Source organism: Enterobacter sp. JJBC, assembly GCF_036936505.1.
In the GTDB taxonomy this organism is placed as follows: Bacteria; Pseudomonadota; Gammaproteobacteria; order Enterobacterales; family Enterobacteriaceae; genus Enterobacter; species Enterobacter hormaechei_C.
This window is the reverse complement of record NZ_CP136935.1, coordinates 455,568-475,277: the sequence shown is the minus strand read 5'-3', so window position 1 is coordinate 475,277 and position 19,710 is coordinate 455,568. Positions and strand designations below refer to the sequence as shown.

General features: G+C 56.2%; 20 protein-coding genes. 17 read left to right on the top strand and 3 right to left on the bottom strand.

All coding sequences use genetic code 11. From position 1 onward, the window contains the following. Positions 1 to 131: 131 nt before the first annotated feature. The 17 genes from RY075_RS02315 to RY075_RS02235 all read left to right on the top strand — a co-directional run bounded on the left by RY075_RS02315 (position 132) and on the right by RY075_RS02235 (position 16,400). Complete coding sequence (locus RY075_RS02315; RefSeq protein WP_139568854.1) at positions 132 to 398, top strand: PAAR domain-containing protein; 267 nt, start codon at positions 132 to 134, stop codon at positions 396 to 398. A 3-nt stretch (positions 399 to 401) separates the two neighbouring features. After that, positions 402 to 1,559 (top strand): type VI secretion protein, encoded by a 1,158-nt coding sequence (locus RY075_RS02310; RefSeq protein ID WP_338628071.1) that lies wholly within the window; start codon positions 402 to 404, stop codon positions 1,557 to 1,559. Beyond that, positions 1,543 to 4,944 carry an ImcF-related family protein gene (locus tag RY075_RS02305; RefSeq protein ID WP_338628070.1) on the top strand — a complete coding sequence of 1,134 codons (3,402 nt, stop codon included), beginning with the start codon at positions 1,543 to 1,545 and terminating at the stop codon, positions 4,942 to 4,944. The genes RY075_RS02310 and RY075_RS02305 overlap by 17 nt, the downstream gene beginning before the upstream one ends. Further along, the gene (tssA, locus tag RY075_RS02300) at positions 4,944 to 6,533 is read left to right on the top strand and encodes a type VI secretion system protein TssA (protein ID WP_338628069.1); all 1,590 of its coding nucleotides are present in this window, start codon (positions 4,944 to 4,946) and stop codon (positions 6,531 to 6,533) included. Before RY075_RS02305 ends, tssA begins: the two co-directional genes overlap by 1 nt. Before the next feature lie 6 nt (positions 6,534 to 6,539). Continuing rightward, entirely contained in the window at positions 6,540 to 7,238 is a 699-nt protein-coding gene (locus RY075_RS02295; RefSeq protein ID WP_338628067.1) for a type VI secretion protein, read from the top strand. 19 nt (positions 7,239 to 7,257) lie between these two features. After that, entirely contained in the window at positions 7,258 to 9,021 is a 1,764-nt protein-coding gene (tssF, locus tag RY075_RS02290) for a type VI secretion system baseplate subunit TssF (protein WP_338628066.1), read from the top strand. After that, on the top strand, positions 8,976 to 10,076 hold the full coding sequence (gene tssG / locus RY075_RS02285) for a type VI secretion system baseplate subunit TssG (RefSeq protein ID WP_139568847.1): 1,101 nt from the start codon (positions 8,976 to 8,978) through the stop codon (positions 10,074 to 10,076). Before tssF ends, tssG begins: the two co-directional genes overlap by 46 nt. Then, on the top strand, positions 10,057 to 10,593 hold the full coding sequence (gene tssJ / locus RY075_RS02280) for a type VI secretion system lipoprotein TssJ (RefSeq protein WP_338628065.1): 537 nt from the start codon (positions 10,057 to 10,059) through the stop codon (positions 10,591 to 10,593). Before tssG ends, tssJ begins: the two co-directional genes overlap by 20 nt. A 1-nt stretch (position 10,594) precedes the next feature. Further along, positions 10,595 to 11,038, top strand: a complete 444-nt coding sequence (gene tssE / locus RY075_RS02275; RefSeq protein WP_139568849.1) for a type VI secretion system baseplate subunit TssE — start codon at positions 10,595 to 10,597, stop codon at positions 11,036 to 11,038. A gap of 28 nt (positions 11,039 to 11,066) precedes the next feature. Next, positions 11,067 to 12,398 carry a VasL domain-containing protein gene (locus tag RY075_RS02270; RefSeq protein ID WP_338628063.1) on the top strand — a complete coding sequence of 444 codons (1,332 nt, stop codon included), beginning with the start codon at positions 11,067 to 11,069 and terminating at the stop codon, positions 12,396 to 12,398. Positions 12,399 to 12,559: 161 nt separating this feature from the next. Next, entirely contained in the window at positions 12,560 to 13,027 is a 468-nt protein-coding gene (locus RY075_RS02265; protein ID WP_338628062.1) for an Lrp/AsnC family transcriptional regulator, read from the top strand. A gap of 71 nt (positions 13,028 to 13,098) precedes the next feature. Beyond that, positions 13,099 to 13,575, top strand: a complete 477-nt coding sequence (locus RY075_RS02260) for a hypothetical protein (RefSeq protein ID WP_139568852.1) — start codon at positions 13,099 to 13,101, stop codon at positions 13,573 to 13,575. 355 nt (positions 13,576 to 13,930) lie between these two features. Further along, positions 13,931 to 14,143, top strand: a complete 213-nt coding sequence (locus tag RY075_RS02255) for a hypothetical protein (protein WP_139569884.1) — start codon at positions 13,931 to 13,933, stop codon at positions 14,141 to 14,143. A gap of 107 nt (positions 14,144 to 14,250) precedes the next feature. Continuing rightward, positions 14,251 to 14,703 (top strand): hypothetical protein, encoded by a 453-nt coding sequence (locus RY075_RS02250; protein WP_139569885.1) that lies wholly within the window; start codon positions 14,251 to 14,253, stop codon positions 14,701 to 14,703. A gap of 121 nt (positions 14,704 to 14,824) precedes the next feature. Next, positions 14,825 to 15,433, top strand: a complete 609-nt coding sequence (locus RY075_RS02245) for a plasmid pRiA4b ORF-3 family protein (RefSeq protein WP_338628058.1) — start codon at positions 14,825 to 14,827, stop codon at positions 15,431 to 15,433. A gap of 6 nt (positions 15,434 to 15,439) precedes the next feature. Beyond that, positions 15,440 to 16,060, top strand: a complete 621-nt coding sequence (locus RY075_RS02240; RefSeq protein WP_338628057.1) for a hypothetical protein — start codon at positions 15,440 to 15,442, stop codon at positions 16,058 to 16,060. Between the two features lie 124 nt (positions 16,061 to 16,184). Beyond that, entirely contained in the window at positions 16,185 to 16,400 is a 216-nt protein-coding gene (locus RY075_RS02235) for a hypothetical protein (protein WP_338628056.1), read from the top strand. A gap of 36 nt (positions 16,401 to 16,436) precedes the next feature. Here the strand turns inward: RY075_RS02235 and RY075_RS02230 are convergent, their stop codons facing one another. The 3 genes from RY075_RS02230 to RY075_RS02220 are packed head-to-tail and all read right to left on the bottom strand — an operon-like array spanning position 16,437 to position 19,702. Continuing rightward, positions 16,437 to 17,957: a conjugal transfer protein TraG N-terminal domain-containing protein gene (locus RY075_RS02230; RefSeq protein WP_338628055.1), complete on the bottom strand. Its 1,521-nt coding sequence runs from the start codon at positions 17,955 to 17,957 to the stop codon at positions 16,437 to 16,439. A gap of 10 nt (positions 17,958 to 17,967) precedes the next feature. Continuing rightward, entirely contained in the window at positions 17,968 to 18,306 is a 339-nt protein-coding gene (locus tag RY075_RS02225; RefSeq protein WP_139569508.1) for a hypothetical protein, read from the bottom strand. Position 18,307: 1 nt separating this feature from the next. After that, on the bottom strand, positions 18,308 to 19,702 hold the full coding sequence (locus RY075_RS02220; RefSeq protein WP_338628053.1) for an integrating conjugative element protein: 1,395 nt from the start codon (positions 19,700 to 19,702) through the stop codon (positions 18,308 to 18,310). Positions 19,703 to 19,710: the final 8 nt, after the last annotated feature.

The following is a 19,710-nucleotide window of genomic DNA, read 5'->3' as shown; positions in this document are numbered from 1 at the left end:
GAGATGAGTGATAATTTTATTTCACCTTTCTGATGGTTGCATGCATTTATAATGAGTGGTTGATTTTTTATTTTCGATTTTTATTTTTAATCTTGCGCATAAAAATGAATGATTTTAATTTTGAGGGCTTTATGTCTAAAGGATTTGTATTGCTTGGTGATAAAACCACGCACGGTGGTGAAGTTATTTCTGCCTCATCAACCATGATTGTTAACGGTAAAAAAGTTGCCCTGACTGGCGATATGGTCAGTTGCCCCAAAAAAGGACATGGCACGAATCCCATCGTGGAAGGTTCTCCGGAATGGTCCTCTGACGGTAAGGCTGTTGTGGTTGACGGATGCAAATGCCAGTGCGGGTGTCAGGTGATCTCCAGCGCACCGGAGTGCGCAATAGGATAATCCATGGGTTGGAACAGAACGAAATCATTAACTACGGAGTTATCCCCTGAACCGTCCCTGATGTGGTGGTTTCTGACTGGTATCCTGACAGTACTTGTCGGGATTCTGGTATTCATGATCCATGCCTCCGGGATGGTGACGGTACTTTCGGAGATCAATATCTGGACGATTTCCCTCGCACCGTCGGGAATCTGGCTGTTTCTTCTTTGCCTGAGAGGCTGGTTGTGGGGCAAAGAAGTTGATGAACACAACTTTCTGAAAAAAGAGGCTGAGCACGCCCGGAAACAGTGGGAGGCCTGGGCCGAACGGTATCTTGCGATAGTGGGTAGCTGTCTTTTTTTACCCGACAGAATCACTGCCGGATGCCTTCACGACCAGTTATCGCAGCAGTACGGTCTTGTCAGAAAGATAAACTATCTTCCGGAAGGTCAAAGTCCTGCTGAAGCAGCCTTACGCGTACTTCTCAACGGTGTCACGGATGCGCTTTGCCGTCTTCCCTCTGACCTTCCGCTCAGCGTGACGCTGGTGACAGACATGCCTGACGCTGAAATGTCAAAGGCCTTTTCCTCTGTCCGGACATCCCTGTTTCCGCAGCTCGCCGTTCCTGAGGATATCACGATAACGTCCGCCTTATCGATGGCGTGGGTCGAACAACGCCTGAAGCAGCCGGTTCTGACTGTTGATGCGATCCTGGTAATGCAGTTGTGCGGCGGACAGACATATTCCGACGGACTGGCCGCGCTGCTCCTGACCAGCGATGATGTGGCACAAAAATACCGGCTGCCACACCCGGCCCGCCTGCTGCGGCCCATGCCGCTGGAAATCGACAGGTTTGACGACGAACTCACGCTTTTCCTTGAAACCCAGACGGCTGCCTGCCATACCGGCCGCGTACTGGGTGACAGCTGCAGCTGGGAAACGATTGCCGCCCCGCTGATGACCATCGGGAAGGAGCACGGAGCAGGATGGGATCCGGCCGGGCGACTGCTGCTTGAAAAGTGGTGCGGCATTCCCGGACCGGCTGCTCCGTGGCTGCTTACCGCCCTGGCGGCCGATATGGCCAGCCTCGGCACTCCCTCTCTTCTGACGTTGTTCTCCTCCGGCGAAGAACGTTTTATCAGTACCGTCACAGCAGGAAGTGAAGATGAACACATCGGGTAGTCTTTTTGGCCGCCTCGGCCGGATCGGCATTGTGCTTGCCAGCGTGGCGGTCCTCTGGTGGCTGATAACGCGCTACGGCGCCGTCCTAGGTATCACATCGCGCAGCGGGCAGCTCCTCACGCTGGTTATTCTGTGTCTGGCGCTGGCGTTTATCCGCTACCTGCCGGCCATCAAAAAATACGCGCAGGAGCTGGCCCATCGACGCCGGGCCCGCCAGGAAAGCGGCTTACCCGGCGATGAATCCCGTCTGGTGCAGACTCCCCCGCGAAACGTGACGGTCGGGGAGATCCGTTATGCCCTGCGTCATCAGTATGGCAGGCTGTGGGGACGTAAGGTCCGTATCCTGCTGGTCACCGGCGCTGTCAGCGACGTGGAGCTGCTGACGCCAGGCCTGACGACCCAGTACTGGCAGGAAGATCAGGGGACCCTGCTTCTGTGGGGTGGCGATCCGTCACAGCCTGAAGACAATGCCTGGCTCACCGCACTGCGCAGCCTGCGTCACCGCCCTGCTGACGGGGTGGTCCTGGTGACCCGCGGATTCAGTGAGAAGGCACCGGTTCCGCTTACCGGCGATGTGCTCGACGCACTCTCTCAGGGTATCGGCGCGCGCTATGCGTGTCTTGGCTGGCGTCTTCCGCTGTATGTCTGGTCACTGCAGCAGGGCGCTGAAGACGGGGAACGCGTTACCCAGTCCGTCGGGTGCCTGCTGCCTGCAGGATGCACGCCGGAGGGGCTTACCGGCCAGCTTCAGGCCCTGGTACCGGGCCTCGTGGCTCAGGGTATTCAGCAGATTTGCGGCAGCCCGCGGCATCATTTTCTGCTGTCGCTGGCAGATCGTTTTACCCGTGAGTCAGCCGTAGTTTCCGGGCCGCTGTCCGTCCTGCTCAGCCCGTATCGCCCGCTGCCGCTGGCTGGCGTGATCTTCAGCCCAGCCACGGTCGCGGGCGCCCGCAGTGTGAAACACCACTGGGCCATGGATAACCGCTGGCAGGTGCTGACGGATTCGGTGCTGACGCTGCCTGCGGGCCTGCGTCCGTCAAGGCCGGGATTCAGCTGGCGCATGGCGCTTTCGGTTGCATGCACCGCGCTGATGGTCATGTGGGGGGCGGGAATGACGGTGTCCTTCCTGGCAAACCGCAGCCTGGTGGCTGAGGGGCAGGAGCAGGTTCACCGCACGGGGGACAGCCATCTGCCACCTTCCGGGCAGTTGCAGGCCCTGGCCGACCTGCAGAAAACCCTTGCCCGTCTGCAGTACCGTGAGGCTCACGGTACACCGTGGTATCTGCGGGCCGGACTGAGCCAGAATGCTGCCCTGCTGGCAGCCATTACGCCACGCTACGCTCAAGGCGCCCTCCCCCTGCTGCGTGATGCAGCCGCAGCACATCTTGAACAACAGCTTGAGGGTTTTGTGCAGCTCCCGCCAGACAGTCCGCAGCGGAGCCGGATGGCCAGAGTCGCTTATGACCAGCTCAGACTGTACCTGATGCTGGCGCAGCCGCAGCGCATGGAACCTGCCTGGTTCAGCCGCACACTGATGCGCGAGTGGCCGCAGCGAGACGGCATTGCACAGGGTTTCTGGCAGGCAAACGGTCACTCCCTGCTGGCGTTCTGGGGCGCGCAGTCTGCCGCCCATCCTCAGTGGCAGCTGGCGGCTGACGAGGGGCTTGTCACGCAGGCCCGCACCCTGCTGGTCCGCCTGACGGGCGTGCAGAACAGCGATACCACCCTGTATCAGAAAATGCTGGCTCAGGTGGCGAACCAGTTTGCCGACATGCGCCTGGCGGACATGACGGGCGACACGGACGCGTCCCGTCTCTTCACTACCGATGAGGTGGTTCCTGGGATGTTCACCCGTCAGGCCTGGGAGGAGGCCGTGCAGCCAGCGATAGACTCCGTGGCTAACGGACGACGGGAGGAGATGGACTGGGTGCTGACCGGAGGAACCCGCTCAGCGCAGCAGCTGGCGTCTCCGGAGGCCATCAGGCAGCGTCTGACTGCGCGTTATTTTGCTGATTTCAGCGGCGCCTGGCTGGGGTTCCTTAACAGCCTGAAGCTGCGTGAGGCGCGGACCCTGTCGGATGCCACAGACCAGCTGACCCTGATGGCTGACGTGCGCCAGTCGCCGCTGGTTGCGCTGATGAACACCCTTAACATTCAGGGCCGAACCGGCCAGACGAAGGATGCCGTAACGGACTCGCTGGTGAAGTCGGCAAAAAACCTGCTCGGGCGAGACAAACAGCCGGCAATCGACCAGAGCAGCGTGGCCCACGGGCCGCTGGATGCGACGTTCGGGCCGGTGCTGGCCCTGATGGACAATCAGGGCGGCGGCAGGGATGTGCTGAGCCTGCAGACCTTCCTGACCCGCGTGACCCAGGTCCGCCTCCGCCTGCAACAGGTCACCAGCGCCGCCGACCCGCAGGCGATGACGCAGACCCTGGCGCAGACCGTATTTCAGGGCAAGGCCGTGGATTTAACCGACACGCGGGACTACGGCAGCCTGATGGCTGCCGGACTGGGCCAGGAATGGAGCGGTTTCGGGCAGACGGTGTTTGTCCGTCCGATGGAGCAGGCCTGGCAGCAGGTGCTGAACCCGGCCGCAGAAAGTCTTAATGCCCGCTGGCGGTCTGCCGTGGTGGATGACTGGAACAGCGCGTTTGCCGGACGCTATCCATTCAGGGATGTCAGCAGCGATGCCTCACTTCCGCTGCTGGCCCGATACCTTAACGCAGATACGGGCCGCATCGTCCGCTTCCTGCAGACCAGTCTCAGCGGCGTCCTGCGCCGGGAGGGTAGCCGCTGGGTACCGGATACCATCAACGCTCAGGGGCTGACCTTTAATCCCGCGTTTCTGAAAGCCATCAATACCCTGAGTCAGATAGCGGACGTGGCGTTCACCACCGGTGAGGCGGGGCTGCACTTTGATCTGCGCCCGGGTACGGCGGCCGGGGTGATGCAGACCGATCTCATTATCGACAGCCAGAAGCTGATTTACGTTAACCAGATGCCCGCCTGGAAGCGCTTCACGTGGCCGGCGGATACTGAAGCCCCGGGAGCCGGCTTAAGCTGGATAAGCACCCAGGCAGGCACCCGCCAGTATGCCGACCTGCCGGGAAGCTGGGGGCTGATTCGTCTGCTCGGCATGGCCCACCGGGAGGCGTATCCGGGGACCGCCAGCAGCTGGAGTCTGAGCTGGAAGGCGCCGGATGGACGCATGCTGAACTACACCCTGCGCACCGAAGCCGGTGAGGGCCCGCTTGTCCTGCTGAAGCTGCGGAATTTCACCCTGCCGGATACCATCTTCAGCATAAGCAATGCGGCGCAGTTATCTGACGCCAGCGCCGATGACCTGACGGACACTGAAAACGCCACGGAAGGAGCTGACTGATGGCTGATATTTATTCCCTGCTGGACGCCTGCCAGAGCACGCCGCAGGAAGCCGGTGAACAGGCTCAGGCGCGTGTTGCCCTCTGGGATAACTGGCTTGTACCGGTGTCCCCGGACAATCCTGTCGGGGATGACCCGGGGTATGATGACGACTTTCAGCAGATGCGCGAGGAGGTTAACCGTCTTTCCGGGGCCGATACGAAGCTTATCTGCACGCTTGCGGAGAAGCTGCTGACCACCGCGACCAAGGATATTCGTGTCGCCACGTACTATACCTGGGCACGCCTTCAGCAGGACGGCGAGAGTGGGCTGGCCGACGGTCTGGAGCTGCTTGCCGGATTACTGCAGCGGTTTGGCGATCGCCTGCACCCGCAGCGCGAACGCAGCCGGGTAGCGGCGCTTGAATGGCTGTGCAGCACCCGTATGCTTGACACGCTGCTCCTCTGGCCTGAAGTGGTTAAAGCCGACGCGCTGCGTATCGCCGGCGCGCTGTGGCTGGCGGAGCAGACCTTCCGCGATGATGCGTGCCGGGCGTTACCGGGCGGCCTCTATCAGGCTCTTGAAACCCGACTAATAAAAGCCGGTGGTGTTGATGCGGTGGTCCCCCAGAACGTGGCTGACACGCCAGCCCCGGCAGCCGGCAGCACTGCGCCCGTGCTGTCCGGCATCACCTCGGGACAGGACCTGCTTTCGCAGGCGCGCGTTCTGGCAAGATACCTGCGGGACCAGCCCGATGGCTGGCTGTCCGGCCATCATCTGATGAAAAGCATTCGCCATGACACCCTTCATCAGTTGCCCCCGCTCTCTGCTGACGGCACAACCCGCATTGAGCCCCCCAAACCGGACCAGCGTGCACTGCTGAAGCGGCTGTACCTGCAGCAGAGCTGGCAGGAACTGCTTGAACAGAGTGACGGCATGTTCTCACGCGGGGCCAACCATTTGTGGCTGGATCTGCAGTGGTATATACACCAGGCGCTGCTGAAAACCGGAAAGGAGCATCTTGCCTCCATTGTTCTGAATGATCTGAAAGGGCTGCTCATGCGTCTGCCCGGTCTTGAGACGCTGGGCTTTAATGACGGTACGCCGTTCGCTGACGAAGTGACGCTCAGTTGGATCCGCCAGCAGGTGATGGACAGCGGTGAGGGCTGGCGGGACGACACGCCGGTGGCGGTGGTTGCCTCCGGCGACAACGATATTCTGGCGCTGGAGCCGGAAGCCCTGCAGGTTGCAGACAGCGAGGGAACAGAAACCGCCCTCAGCTGGCTACAGAGCCGTCCCGGCATTCACTCAGAGCGAAGCCGCTGGCTGCTGCGCCTGCTGATGGCCCGCGTGGCGGAGCAGACAGGGAAAAACGAGCTGGCCAGCCATCTGCTCCGAGAACTGGACGAACAGGCCACCCGTCTGACGCTACTCCTGTGGGAGCCGGAGCTGACGTTTGAAGTGAAAGCCCGCCGCCTGAAGCTGCTGCGCACAAAGGCCGGGCGGAGTGAAAGCGATAAATTGCGCCTGCAGCCGGACATGGAACACCTGCTGGCGGGACTGATTACGATTGATGCTGCCAGAGCGGCAGTGCTGTTTCATCAGGGGTAGATAACGGTGTTTTCTTTAATGCAATACCTGTCAGATACGACATTCCAGAATATTGCTAAAAACTTAGTCTTCCCGGTGATTTCGGTCATCCTCATCCCTTTCATCAGATGGTGCTGGCAACATTACGGATACACCCGCCCCATCCGGAAATATCGTTTCGAGAAGGTCTCTGCCAGTAAAAAAGCAGCCCTTCTCGCGGATATTGATGCATTAACGAAAGCACCGATAACGCAGAATACCCTCGTGCGGATGAAACTCTGCTATGAGCAACTGGGTATTTATCTGCCCGTATGGCACAGCCATCAGCTCATTTGCTGCCTCTCAGATAACAGCATCACCAGCATGGACGTCAGGTTACGCTATTTCCTTAAATACCCGGTTGTCGGGAAATACCCTGACAACGCATTTTCCGTCGACGATAAAAAGGTACGCCAGTTGTATCTGACGGTGGTTTCTTTCGGTGTTTTTGCCCTCGGAGCCCTCGCTTTCGCGGGATGGACAACAACCTCTCCGTTTCTGAAGGAAAATCAGCAGGGGTTGTTTCTCATCTTCTCGCTGATTTACCTGATCATTATGAGCCAGGTGGGAATTTTTGTGCTCAATGTGATTATGGAAACCAGGCTTGCCGTTCAGTTCGGACGGCTGTTTGAGTCCTGGTTGGAGTGTGACGATTATCCGGTGACGGACACCGCGCCTGAACAGTAAGTTTTATTCTGAGGATATAATGGACGATTTAACCCTGCGCTATTTTGACGCCGAGATGCGCTACCTGCGCGAAGCCGGAAAGGAGTTTGCGCAGACACACCCTGACCGGGCGGCCATGCTCGACCTCGACAAGGCCGGCACGCCGGACCCGTACGTGGAGCGCCTGTTCGAAGGCTTTGCCTTTTCCATGGGGCGCCTGCGTCAGAAAATCGATGACGATCTGCCGGAACTGACGGAAACGCTCGTCAGCATGCTCTGGCCCCATTACCTGCGCACCATTCCATCCCTGTCGGTGGTGGCGCTAACACCAGAACTGTCGGCAATGAAAATGGCCGAGACCGTGCCGGCCGGGCTTGAAATCAGCTCCCAGCCCGTCGGTCCGAAAAACACCGTCTGCCGCTACCGCACCACCCGTGCCATGCCGCTGAATCCGATGGCGGTGGAACAGGTCATGATGACCACCGAACCGGACGGGCGCTCGCGACTGAGAATACGTTTTGCCTGCAGCACTCAGGCAGACTGGTCACAGGCTGATCTGAGCCGCCTGTGCCTGTACCTGGCGGCTGACGCCCCGGTGAGCACTCACCTCCACCTGATGATGACCAAACGGATGGCAGCCCTGTACCTGCGTCTGCCGGGACAGACCGACCGCATCCGACTTGACGGCTGGTTTTCTCCGGGCGGCTTTGCGGAGGAAGACAGGCTGTGGCCCAAGGGCGACAGCACCTTCAGCGGCTACCAGCTGCTGCTGGAATACTTTACCTTCCGCGAGAAGTTCATGTTCGTTCATCTGAACGGGCTGGAAAACATCTCCCTGCCGACGGGCATCCCCGGATTTGATATCGACGTGGTGCTGAGCCAGCCCTGGCCGGCAGATCTGCCGGTGACGGCCGATGCGCTGCGCCTGCACTGTGTACCAGTGATTAATCTCTTCACCCTGGAAGCAGATCCGCTGACCATCAGCGGTCTGGAAAGCGAGTACCTGCTGCGCCCGAAGCGCCTGCAGGACGGTCATACGGAAATTTATTCCGTGGATGCCGTGACCGGCTCCGGACGAACCGGCAGCGCGGAATATGTGCCCTTCACCAGTTTCCGCCACCGGGGCGGGATGCTGCGCCGTGAAGCACCGGAGCGTTATTACCACACCCGCGTTAAGCGGGGCGTCACAGGGATGCACGATACCTGGCTTATCCTGGGCGGCCAGCAGTGGGAGGCCGATCGGACGGTGGCGCGGGAAACCATCTCGCTGCGTATTACCGGCACTAACGGCCAGCTGCCCCGCCGGGCGCTGCAGAGCACCCTGCTTGACCGCTGCGAGCAGACGCTGCAGACCCGGGTCAGTGTGCGTAACCTCAGCAAACCCACCCTGCCAGTGTATCCGCCTGCTGAGGATCGCTTTCACTGGCGTGTAATGGGGCACCTCGGCACGGGCTTTCTCAACATGATGAGCAGCGCGGAAGTGCTACGCGGCACGCTGGCCCTCTACAACTGGCAGGATGACGAGCTGAATAACCGGCGTCTGGACGCCATTCTGGCAGTACGACACCACCGCATTCAGCGCTTTGAGGACGGGTATCTGCTCCGGGGGCTCGATGTGGAAGTGGCACTCGACAGCAACGGTTTTACCGGCGAAGGGGACATTCACCTGTTCGGCGAGATGCTCAACCGATTCCTGGCCCTCTATGCCGACATGAACCAGTTTAACCAGCTCACGCTGATCATTCAGCCAGAAGGGAAATGCATCCGGTGGAAAGAGAATCACAGTCCGCGCCTGCCCGGCTGATTGCGCAGTACCGGGAGAAACTTCCGTATACCAGTTTTTACCGCTTCTGTCAGTTGCTCGAACAGAGCCAGCCAGGAGTACCGGTCACCGGCAGCAGCTGGCAGGTCCGTCAGGAACCGGTGCGCTTCCGACCGCATCCGGGAATGGGGTTCCCGGCGAGTGAAATCAGAGGTGCAGAAGCGCCTGAACATCCGCACCTGCCGCCGACCGTGCGCATCACGTTTATGGGGCTCTACGGGGTGGAGTCCCCGTTGCCGACCCACTACATCGATGATATCGCGCAGCAGCGGGAAGGGTACGAGGCAACTGCGGATTTTCTGGATATTTTCAACCACCGCCTTATCGCCCAGTATTACCGTATCTGGCGTAAATATTCGTATCCGGCCACCTTTGAGGCCGGGGGACAGGACCGGACCTCGCAGTACCTGCTCGGACTGGCCGGACTCGGTATCCCGGGATGTGCGCAGAACATTGCCACCCCGGTGTCCCGCTTTCTGGCCCTGCTGCCGGTGATGCTGCTGCCCGGGCGGACGGCAGAGGGGCTCACCTCACTGGTCAGCCTGCTGGCCCCCGGCACCTGCTCCCGCGTCTGGCACCATGACCGGCGGCGTATTCCGCTGAAAACACCGCTGACCATGAACGTGCGCCAGCCTGTCTCCCTGAAGGGACGACCGGTCATGGGCAATCATGCCACCGACGTGAACGGTCAGGTGCTGCTGCAGCTGGCCACGGAGTCGGCGCAGGAGGCTCAGGGCTGGCTGCCCGGCGGGCAGCTGCACACGGATCTGATGGCGCTACTGCACGTCTGGCTCGGCAGCCGTCTCGATGTGCGCCTGCAGCTCCGCGTGGATCGCAGCCTGCTTCCGGATGCGCGCCTTGGCTGCGGGCCACTCCCGGACAGCCCGCAGCTGGGACGCACGGCAGTGATGCGGCCGCTGGCAGATGCCGGTTCGCGATCCCGTGAAACGGTGACCATCAGTCTGGGCCGGTACCAGCGGGTTCAGGAAAATCATCAACGTAAGGAGACTCAGGAAGATGGCGATTACCGCTGGTAAGGTCGGCTGCGGCCTGGCTACCGTACTGCTTTGTCTGTCACTGTCGGGCTGCGGCCTGACGCAGAAAGTGACTGACGGCACGGTGGCGGCGACAAAATCTCTTTTTTACCGACAGGTGAAAACCCTTCATCTGGATATCCATGCACGTGAGGCGGTCAACCTCAACGCAGCCGGCGTTCCGCTGTCCACCGTCGTGCGGATTTACCAGCTCAAAGACCGGAAGGCCTTTGACGGGGCCACCTGGCCGATGCTGTTTGCTGGCGACGCGCAGGTTGTGAAGGGGGATATTGTCGCACAGAAAGATATCCGCCTGCAGCCCGGGGGAGCGGTGATGGTGGATATGCCGATGGACGATGCCGCGCAGTTCGTGGCCGTGGCCGCCATGTTTATGAACCCGGACCAGACCAACGATACCTGGCGGATCGTGCTCACCCGGGACGATCTGGATCCGGACGTCCCGCGCCTCATTGAGGCGGGCGATAACCGTCTGATCCTGAAACCCGTGGAGGCCCAATAGCATGCCGCGTCCTTCCCTGTATGACACGCTTTACGGCAGCGTGGCCGGTGGCCTTGAACTGCACCATCTCAGCCAGGAGGAGCAGCTTATTCTGTCGGTTCTGGATAACCTGCAGCGTATCCTCAACTGCCGGGCCGGTACGCTGACGCACCTCCCGGATTACGGTCTGCCCGACATGACGAAGATCCTGCAGGGCATGCCCGGTACCGCCCATCAACTGATCGCCATTCTCTCAGAGGTCCTGCTGAAGTATGAACCACGCCTGAAGCGTCTGGACGTCATTCTGCTTGAACAGACCCGGCCCGGCGAGCTGCGCTATGCCATTGATGCTGAGCTGAAAGAGGTGGGCCTGGTGCGCTACGGCACGGAATTTATGCCGGAAGGCCGCGTCCTGCTCCGGCATCTGAAGCAGCAACAGTACCTTGATGTGCGTACCGCAGTCTGATCTTTTCCCCCATTTACCGGAGTAACCTGTGATACCTGTTTCAGAATGCCATCTTAAGACCGGTGGCGATCCCCGCACGCTTGCAGCCTGGGCCGGGCTCCGCGATGAGCTCAGTAAGCTGACCCACCCGGCCCGGCCGGACGTTAACTGGACGTATGCTGAAACGCTCTGCCTGAACCTGTTTGAACACAATGGGGTGGAGCTGCAGACGGCCGCCTGGTATACACTGGTTCGCTCACAGCGGGCGGGATTACCGGGGATGAATGAAGGCCTGGCCATTCTGGAGGCGCTGACCTGCCGTCTGTGGGGAAGTCTGTGGCCGCAGGCCGTTCATGCCCGGGTGGAGATCCTGAGCACGCTCGCCCGTCGTCTGCAGCAACACCTGCGGACGCAGGTGCCGGACTATACGGACCTGGTCGCCCTCTATCAGGCAGAACAACATCTTTCTGCGATCGCAGAGGCGCTGCAACGCCTGGAACTCAGGCATCAGACAGGCCTCGATGCCCTCTACCAGCAGATACGTCATGCTGCTGTCCGGCTTGAAAACAACAGCGACAGGACACATGACGCACCGATACCGCCGGCCAGCCTTCCCGCAGCGGCGCTCAACAGTCATCCCCGTACCCCTTCCCCGCGCCTGGTCTGGGTCCTCCCCTCCCCGCCTGAGCCCCGCATTCGCGTAAATCCTGCCTCGCCATGGCGGCCTTTTGTCGCAGGGATGTTCGCCATGCTGGTTACCGGTTCCCTGATGATGTGGGGTGCCGGTCGTCTGACCACTGATCCTGACAAGCTGGCACTGATGGCCACCGTCGCGCCTCTGCCTGCCGCTCTTTCGCCGGAACAGCTTGAGGCGATGCCCCCCCGCACCACAGAGAACGGCAACACATGGTTCCCGCAGGCACGGGCACAGCTGGACATCCTGTCCCGCCTGTCACCGGTCTGGCCGATGAACCACGGCAGCCTTCTCGTGCGCCAGGCGCAGCATCTGTGGCCCGCGCAACCGGAAACCGTCGCGCTCGCACAGCAGTGGCAGAGCCTGCTAAACGCTGCCGCCGCATCGCCTGAAAGTCTGGAGGGCTGGTATCAGGGCATGTCCCGGCTGCAGAAACTGACCAGCCGCCTCAACGATCTGGATGAAAAGAAAGGAAAGTACATGACGGTCAGCGAGCTTAAGTCGCAGATTTTTGCCATCACCCAGGCCTTTAACCAGACGGTGCCCGTTGAGGAACAACTGCGCCAGCTTGCCGCACTGCCGGAAGGCGCTCCTGTTCCGGCGGCCCTGAGCACACAAACGGAGTTGCAGCTGAAGCAGCTACTGGCGCGCTATGCCATCCTGAATCCCCCCAAAGGGACCCCATGACGTGAAATAAATGTGCAGCCATACGGGATTATCTCCGTTTTATTCTAAGCAGGTAGCCAGGACTAACGATGTGGCCAGTCCATCCATTGCTGAGCCGTTATAAATGGATTAAACGACAGCCAGATAGCTGCTGTTCGCCTTTGTTTACCGGAAATACTGACATGCTGGACAGTAAAGACAAAAAAATAATGGAAATTTTGCAGCAGGACGCTTCGATAACGATTAGGGCACTTGCAGACAGGATAGAGCTGACTCAGACACCATGCAGGGAACGCATGATAACGCTAACGCAAAATAATTACATGCGTGGTCCGGTGATGCTTCTGAACAAAAATAAGCTTAACCTGCATATCACCACCTTTGTAATGATAAAAATGTGCGATCACTACCATGAAAGAAACGAGAAACTGATCGCTGAGATAACCCGGATGCCTGAGGTCATTGAGTTTCACCGGACTACTGGCATATGTGATTATGTTATGCAGGTTGTGGCTTCAGATATGCAGCACTATGCAGATATTTATGCCCATATGGTAAAACACGCTGGTGAACACTGTAGTATTACAACCAGCCTGTCGCTACTGGAGCTAAAAAGCACTACACATCTGCCACTATCCAATATCGGTTAGGATATGTGTTCAGAATGCGCTGAATTCGTGCAAACATTAACCTTTTCAACATATATAAGAAGTAACTATTTATGGATACAAAAAATATGAAGCAATTGTTGTTTGTACAGCAGAAACTTCAGATACTTCATCTTGGGAAACATTTTGATGAGTTCAGTGACAGTTATCTGTATGCCTGGGATCGTGGAGTATATCCCAGCATCAGCGATACTGACGGGAGTGTAAACAGAAAACCCCACGAGTTGTATCCAGAGTGCTTCAGTATATCCAGAGAAGAAGTCCGGTTTCTGATTAAGCGATTTAATACAGCATGGGATAACGGGGAAAAGTTAAGCTTTTATAAACTGGAAGATGAATTACACGTCAAGAGCCATTCGACTTCTGGCTGGACAAGAGGTAAATTATTACGTATCAGTCGGTATTTGTTCCTGGAAGAGTGCTACGATTCATCGTTCTGGAGTGCTTTGACCAAAAATGGTGAATGTCCGATTGAAGCTCATGGAATACAAAGTAAATTCGACAGAGATTCAGACATTTTCTTTGATTAACCATAAGTTTTTAAATCGCCAAGTGATATTTATTCCCTCCTCAGTTTTTTTGATGTTCCAACCAACAAGGAGGGAAAATAATGAAACACAGACTAAATGTATGTCCCTCAAGCAAGCTTATTATTTTATGGCTCATAAATATAATCATGATTTATATTCTTTCTTTGCAGAATCATTGCACACCGGTGACAATACGGGGTAACGCCTGTAATAACCCATTATACAGATCACAAATATGCTCTTTAATCGTTAGCAGTCCAGGTAATTGTGACATTTGAGAATAGTTGATACATTATTCTCATACAGGAAAGGTGTTACGTTTATACACTGTCACAGTGCAACGGGAGCTGATGCAATGAAACTTACCCGCAATGAATATGCTGCTTTTGGTTCGATTATGAATCGCCAGCCGGAAACGCCCCCTGTATCGACAGAGACGCAAATGGCGGGCCAAGAGCAGATGGCGGACATCATCTATCGGATACATCAGGCGTTTCTGAAAGACAGGCTTGTTGTCGGACAACAAACGAATGACGTTTCGCCATTGCCAGTTTCCCCTCCATACTGATAACCACAGTCCCCCTCCATGGTAACTACAGGGATAATCTTTGAGAACCGACAAATAAAGCCGACAACTATTGCTGATTCAGCCGGGTAATCAGAGGACCAGATACGATGGCACATCAGTTAACGTTAGTAGAGTTTGCCAGAATACGTAATAATCTGGAGAATCACTCCGATACGTGGGCCGATCTCTGGCTTCTGCTTAACCTGACGCAGGCCAGAGTGACGCAACTCCTCCAGTGCAGCTATCGCGATTTACAGGAGGATGTTCTGGTATTACCCGCACATAATGTATTTGCGGAGAAACGAATTATCCTCAGCCCCATTGCACGCGTTATCATCGGTCAGCGTCGCAGGCGATATCCTGATGACATTTACCTGTTCCAGAGCCATTCTCCGCGAGTCAGAGCCATCGCCAGGCCTGTTACTGCAATAGCATTCAATACGGCGCTCAAAAAAGCAGCCCGGAAAATAACTCATAAAACCGTCAGCAGCAAAAGTGCATTATGCATACCGCAGGCAGTAGTCTATTACTCACTGGCACAGGCTGCATATCTGCCGTAAAAAAGTTTGTGAAGGTGTCCTGTGGTTACTGACTGTCCGGAGGTTCACAGGACCTGTCTTGTTAACGTATGATACGTTAATTGTCAGTAGATGACAGGGTAAGATCGCAAGGGCAGAAACAATGGAAGAACAGTACTATTTGCTTAAAATCGTTCTGAATGAATCCAGGCCGGAGATCTGGCGTCGCTTTGTGGTGCCCGCGGATATTTCACTGGATCGTCTGCACGATGTCATTCAGGTTGTCATGGGATGGCAGGACTCACATTTGCACGAGTTTTTATTTGGCAAAAGACGATTTACCGAAGACCCTGAAGAACCGGAGCAGGGAAAGAATGAGGCGATTTTCCGGTTATGTGATTTGATCCGCACAAAGGGGAAATCATTCTCGTATCTTTACGATTTCGGCGACAGCTGGTCACATGAAATCACCCTTGAGCATGCAAATTTCAGAGCGGACCATCTGCCCTGCGCTTTTTACTGTATCGAAGGCGAGGGATGTTGTCCGCCGGAAGACTGTGGCGGTATTAATGGTTTTTATCAACTACTGTCGGTACTCGAAACTCCGGACAGCGACGATTATGACGATACAATTACCTGGCTGCAGGGAATGGCGGATTTTTCATGCTCACCGCTCTTCTCACCGACATTTATCGATCTGAACACCATCAATTACAGGCTGGGTTTCTGCTGGAGATGGTCCCGTACGCGTTATCTTCCCCTCACGGAGTGAACCACAATGGAAAAAATGCCTGACGGTACACCAGTCACATGGCAGCTTCTGTATGACGAACATGCTTTCACCCATGAGCACTATACAAGGCTGAATCAGTTGAGCACAGACACGCTACGTGAACTCATTCCTGAACTGGCCACCCATCATCCCGCGGTCAGCGTACTGCTGAGGAATAAGTGGCTGACGTCACCTGAGAACATCCTTGCACAGGTCTCCCACGAATATGAAGAAAGAACGCGGAACACGCAGGATTTTCGACGGGAATCAGATGCAAAGGCATGGCTCAATGAGCTTTCCGGAGCTGTTATTGCGCCAGTTGACAACGTAGTTCAGGAGCAGCTTGACCAGGCTGAGCAGTTTATTCTTTATCTTATTAGCGATCAGGAACGTCTGTCAGAAGTGACCGGAATGGGGGACGGCTGGTCATGGCATAGCGATCTTTATGCAGCTTTTTTCAGAACCGTGCTGAGGAATGCCAGGAACAGACCGGATTACTTAAGACGACGCATAACGGAAATGCTGAATGATCCCGACCTCGATTTTTCATTAATGGATATAAATTGGCGGGTAAATTTCCCGCTCGACAGTGAGCTAAAAGCAGTGTTACTGGAATTCGTTCGCTGATGCCAGTACACATAGATCATTACCTGGCACCAGACAGTTTAAAAAACACTCAAATATTTGCCTGTTTCGCACTTTTTTAGTAGCTTATTTCCACGATGGCAAATGATTCATCCGGGAGTACCTGATGGGAAATCTGAAAAGGAAACTGACGAGCATGCTTGGTTCAAAGCTAAAAGAAGCATTGACCAGTGATGCTAAACTCCTTAAGAAATCTGTACCGTTCTTGATTGGTGCAGCTGGTACTTGGTGCACAATATGGGAAGAGCAAAAAGAAGAAGAGGAAGAGGAACGTCTTAGCCGTCGGGAGTTGTATCACTTGGATGATGATAAGAGATATTAACCACGCTATATATTCATATAGCGTGGTTACAACTTCTTATTTCCCTTTTATTTTGCCAACCGTTTCATTTAAAGCAAACTTCCCTCCATTATTTGCATGAGTTTGAGCCTGCTGTGAACCTACCGACAACGCGGAACTAACCGCACTTCCCAGATTTACCCCAACCCAGCTCATCATCCCGACCCAGAATGCCGGAAACACCAGATACATCATCCCCAGCACCAGGTTCATCAGCCAGCCGTCATAGGTGGACGAAACAAAATCTTCCAGCGGGACACTGCTGCCCATTCCCTGCTCCGAAAGGCCGGTATACAGAATAGTGATAAGCCGATCGTCCAGCCACCCGGCAAGTTCCCACCAGAATGTAAGAAACATCAGGGCAAAGAGTGCGAACGAGATAGTGACAACCGATTTGGGTTCGTAAGCACTGAACATCAGCAGCACGGGGATCACAATGATAACCATCATTTCCAGCAGAGCCTGAATCATGGGCAGCGCCTGCTTAATGGCATCAAAACCGGGTAAAGCGATAACTTGCCCCATCGCCAGCCCAACGCCTGACAGTGCACGGGGGATCAAACCATTTGCTGTGCCGACAAAATCACTGCTGCCAATACGGTATGTTGTCCCGGATTCAGACTGGCCAACGTTTCGGGGACTCACGAGCCAGCGCAAAGCCACCTCTTCCCACTGCTGTCCGGGGAACTGACGCTGTAGTGATTTACGGGTAACGTCGCTGAAGCTGGCCAGTACCCGCTCGCGTAAACCTGAAGAACCAGCAGACCACCAGGTCTTGCACGATGGATAACCACCTGCCCCCGTATCAGGATAACCACTGTCCCGACCGCTGTCGTAGGGCCACTGGCTGCGGGGCGTCATGGCCGTGTAGTAGTCATAATATCCTGAGGTATTCAGGAAGTAGCTGCTGCCGATCCAGCCTACCGAATTGATAGTGGCATCGCTGAGCTGGCTGTTACTGTTTTTCAGCCTGAAATACGCTCTCGAATAGCACTGCTCTGCAAACTCCTGTACCTCCTGGCGCAGCACGGGGTCACGCAGCTTCGTGTTCTGCACGTCGAAGCGCATCTGCCGCAGATTGGTGCCGCACGGGATCGAGGCAATCATGGCCTGCGTCGTGCCCTTCGACATCATATGCAGGAGATACCACCACACCGGTACCATTGCCGTACGACCATCAAAATCATTGACGAGTCCCTTGTACCCTGAGTTTTGTGGCGTTGGCACACTGACGCCGCACTGTTTAGCGCGAGAGCTGTCGAACTTAATCGCACTGATATCAACCGGCAGCAGCGGAATGCAGCAAAACAGCATGACAAGGTATGACACATACAGCGCATGCTCAATGCGCGGAAGTGCAAGAAGCCCTTTATTCCCTTCGTCAGCCCCCTCTTCCCTCACTTTCAGCCAGACACCCAGCACCCTGAATACCAGCGGCAGGGCAAAAAGACCGGTATTCCCCAGTATCCCCCAGAGGGCATTATTCATTACCCATCCGAAAAGAACGAGAAAGTATTCCAGAAAACTGTTTGCGGTCATCCCCCTCTCCTTATACAGCCGTTGTCCACGCCACATACTCTGTGGCCAGCAGGAAAAACACCCCGAGCAGTTCCATGCGTATCAGCCGTGGACGTGCACCGGACCAGCGCGTAACTGCCTGTGGACGTACCTTCCCAGTCCAGGCTGCAGCGAGGACACCATAAAGAGTCAGTCGCCAGGCAAACAGCCCCCACCGGCTGTCATGCAACCAGCGTCGCGTGATGTGGCCATCAGGGTCATACGCCATAAAGACCGCAGCGATGGCAAACATACCAGCCGTCATCAGCAGGATAAGTAATACCAGGAAGAGAATGCGGCCTGTACGGCCGCTGAAAGAAAAGAACCGCATATCATTGCGCTCCGGAAGACTGGGGCTGGCCCATCTGACTGAAGCCCTGATCCTCATTACCGACTTTCTGCTGCAGACGGTTATCCTGATTTCTTGCACCCTGTCGCTCCAGTGCCGTCAGCAGGCTGTTATTACTGATGGATTTACGTAATTCCATTTCGTTACGCAGCGCCGTCAGTTCGCGGTCAAGTGCATCGATGCGGCGATCGCCTTCCGCAATGGCTTCTGGCTGCTCTGCTGCATTCGGCTCCGACTCACCGGTAGTGAGCATCCTGCGCATGGTAAGTGCGGTTTCAACGGTATCTGACATCGCCAGTTCCCCGGCAAGTCGCTGAACCAGGGCTGCTTTGTCCGGATCGTCACGTAAAGCCTGAATCACCCCACGGGTAACAACCAGACTGCCGGTTTTGAGGGCGGCGAGATTATCAGTGGAGGGCGGCACCTGGCCGTTAACCAGCTTAGTCAGCTGCTCCAGGTTCTCTTTTGTGGCATCTTCAAGGATCGGAGAAAAGCCCGTGCCGGCGACGGCGCTGCCCGGCTGATTGTCTGTACCACCACTGGTGCACTCGCTGGTTTCCCGGCAGGTCCGAATCGAGCGATCGCCAAGCACTTTTACGACGGCCGCTGCGGCTTCTTCAGAGGACTTATAGCGCTGGCAGGCGGTACCATTGCATCCCGACGTGCCGACACTGCTGTTACTGGTTATCGGTAAATTATTCATCATGTTATAACCGGCTTTGGCCAGATCCCGTGTGGGCTGAATTGCCGGTTGTCCCTTACCTCCTCGTTTCTGCCCGCCGACCCATGTCACGCCTTCTTCGCCCGTAGCTTTCTGCAGTTTCTGATCGCTGGAAACCGCATCACCACCACTTGTGGCCACAATATCCTTGTATTCCTCGTTGACGGCTGCCTGCTGCCATTTACTGCCCATGGTGTAATCAGCCAACTTCTTCGACATGGTCTGACAGTTCAGCATCGCTTTATCAAAACTCAGCCCGGCCTGCATCACTCCATTGGTGAGCATTTCATACAACCCCGGATTCGCACGCTGAATGGCCATTGCCGGCATACTCATGACGGCACCAGTGGCTCCCTGCATGACATTTCCCATCAGATCTTTAAACCCGCTGGTGATACCGTTCAGTTGATTGCCCACCGTGGTTTTGATATCGAAGTTACCGCACATCAGGTCACTGCTGAGGCCACCATTAATGCCAATCCGGGACATGTTGTTACGGCTGGGAGGTGGTGAAATTACTGAACCGCCCCCAATGGAGTAGAAGAGCCCGTCGCTGATCGCATTGCCGCTGACTGATGCGCCTGCTGAGGACAAAGAGAGATCCGCAGCCAGTGCCGGCAGCGCAGCGAAAACCAGTAAAAGACCTGCTTTTTTCATGTTGTGAA

Coding starts and splice junctions, on each gene's coding strand:
- RY075_RS02315 (WP_139568854.1), top strand. CDS start 132: ATGTCTAAAGGATTTGTATTGCTTGGTGATAAAACCACGCACGGTGGT.
- RY075_RS02310 (WP_338628071.1), top strand. CDS start 402: ATGGGTTGGAACAGAACGAAATCATTAACTACGGAGTTATCCCCTGAA.
- RY075_RS02305 (WP_338628070.1), top strand. CDS start 1,543: ATGAACACATCGGGTAGTCTTTTTGGCCGCCTCGGCCGGATCGGCATT.
- tssA (WP_338628069.1), top strand. CDS start 4,944: ATGGCTGATATTTATTCCCTGCTGGACGCCTGCCAGAGCACGCCGCAG.
- tssF (WP_338628066.1), top strand. CDS start 7,258: ATGGACGATTTAACCCTGCGCTATTTTGACGCCGAGATGCGCTACCTG.
- tssG (WP_139568847.1), top strand. CDS start 8,976: ATGCATCCGGTGGAAAGAGAATCACAGTCCGCGCCTGCCCGGCTGATT.
- tssJ (WP_338628065.1), top strand. CDS start 10,057: ATGGCGATTACCGCTGGTAAGGTCGGCTGCGGCCTGGCTACCGTACTG.
- tssE (WP_139568849.1), top strand. CDS start 10,595: ATGCCGCGTCCTTCCCTGTATGACACGCTTTACGGCAGCGTGGCCGGT.
- RY075_RS02265 (WP_338628062.1), top strand. CDS start 12,560: ATGCTGGACAGTAAAGACAAAAAAATAATGGAAATTTTGCAGCAGGAC.
- RY075_RS02260 (WP_139568852.1), top strand. CDS start 13,099: ATGGATACAAAAAATATGAAGCAATTGTTGTTTGTACAGCAGAAACTT.
- RY075_RS02255 (WP_139569884.1), top strand. CDS start 13,931: ATGAAACTTACCCGCAATGAATATGCTGCTTTTGGTTCGATTATGAAT.
- RY075_RS02250 (WP_139569885.1), top strand. CDS start 14,251: ATGGCACATCAGTTAACGTTAGTAGAGTTTGCCAGAATACGTAATAAT.
- RY075_RS02245 (WP_338628058.1), top strand. CDS start 14,825: ATGGAAGAACAGTACTATTTGCTTAAAATCGTTCTGAATGAATCCAGG.
- RY075_RS02240 (WP_338628057.1), top strand. CDS start 15,440: ATGGAAAAAATGCCTGACGGTACACCAGTCACATGGCAGCTTCTGTAT.
- RY075_RS02235 (WP_338628056.1), top strand. CDS start 16,185: ATGGGAAATCTGAAAAGGAAACTGACGAGCATGCTTGGTTCAAAGCTA.
- RY075_RS02230 (WP_338628055.1), bottom strand. CDS start 17,957: ATGACCGCAAACAGTTTTCTGGAATACTTTCTCGTTCTTTTCGGATGG.
- RY075_RS02225 (WP_139569508.1), bottom strand. CDS start 18,306: ATGCGGTTCTTTTCTTTCAGCGGCCGTACAGGCCGCATTCTCTTCCTG.
- RY075_RS02220 (WP_338628053.1), bottom strand. CDS start 19,702: ATGAAAAAAGCAGGTCTTTTACTGGTTTTCGCTGCGCTGCCGGCACTG.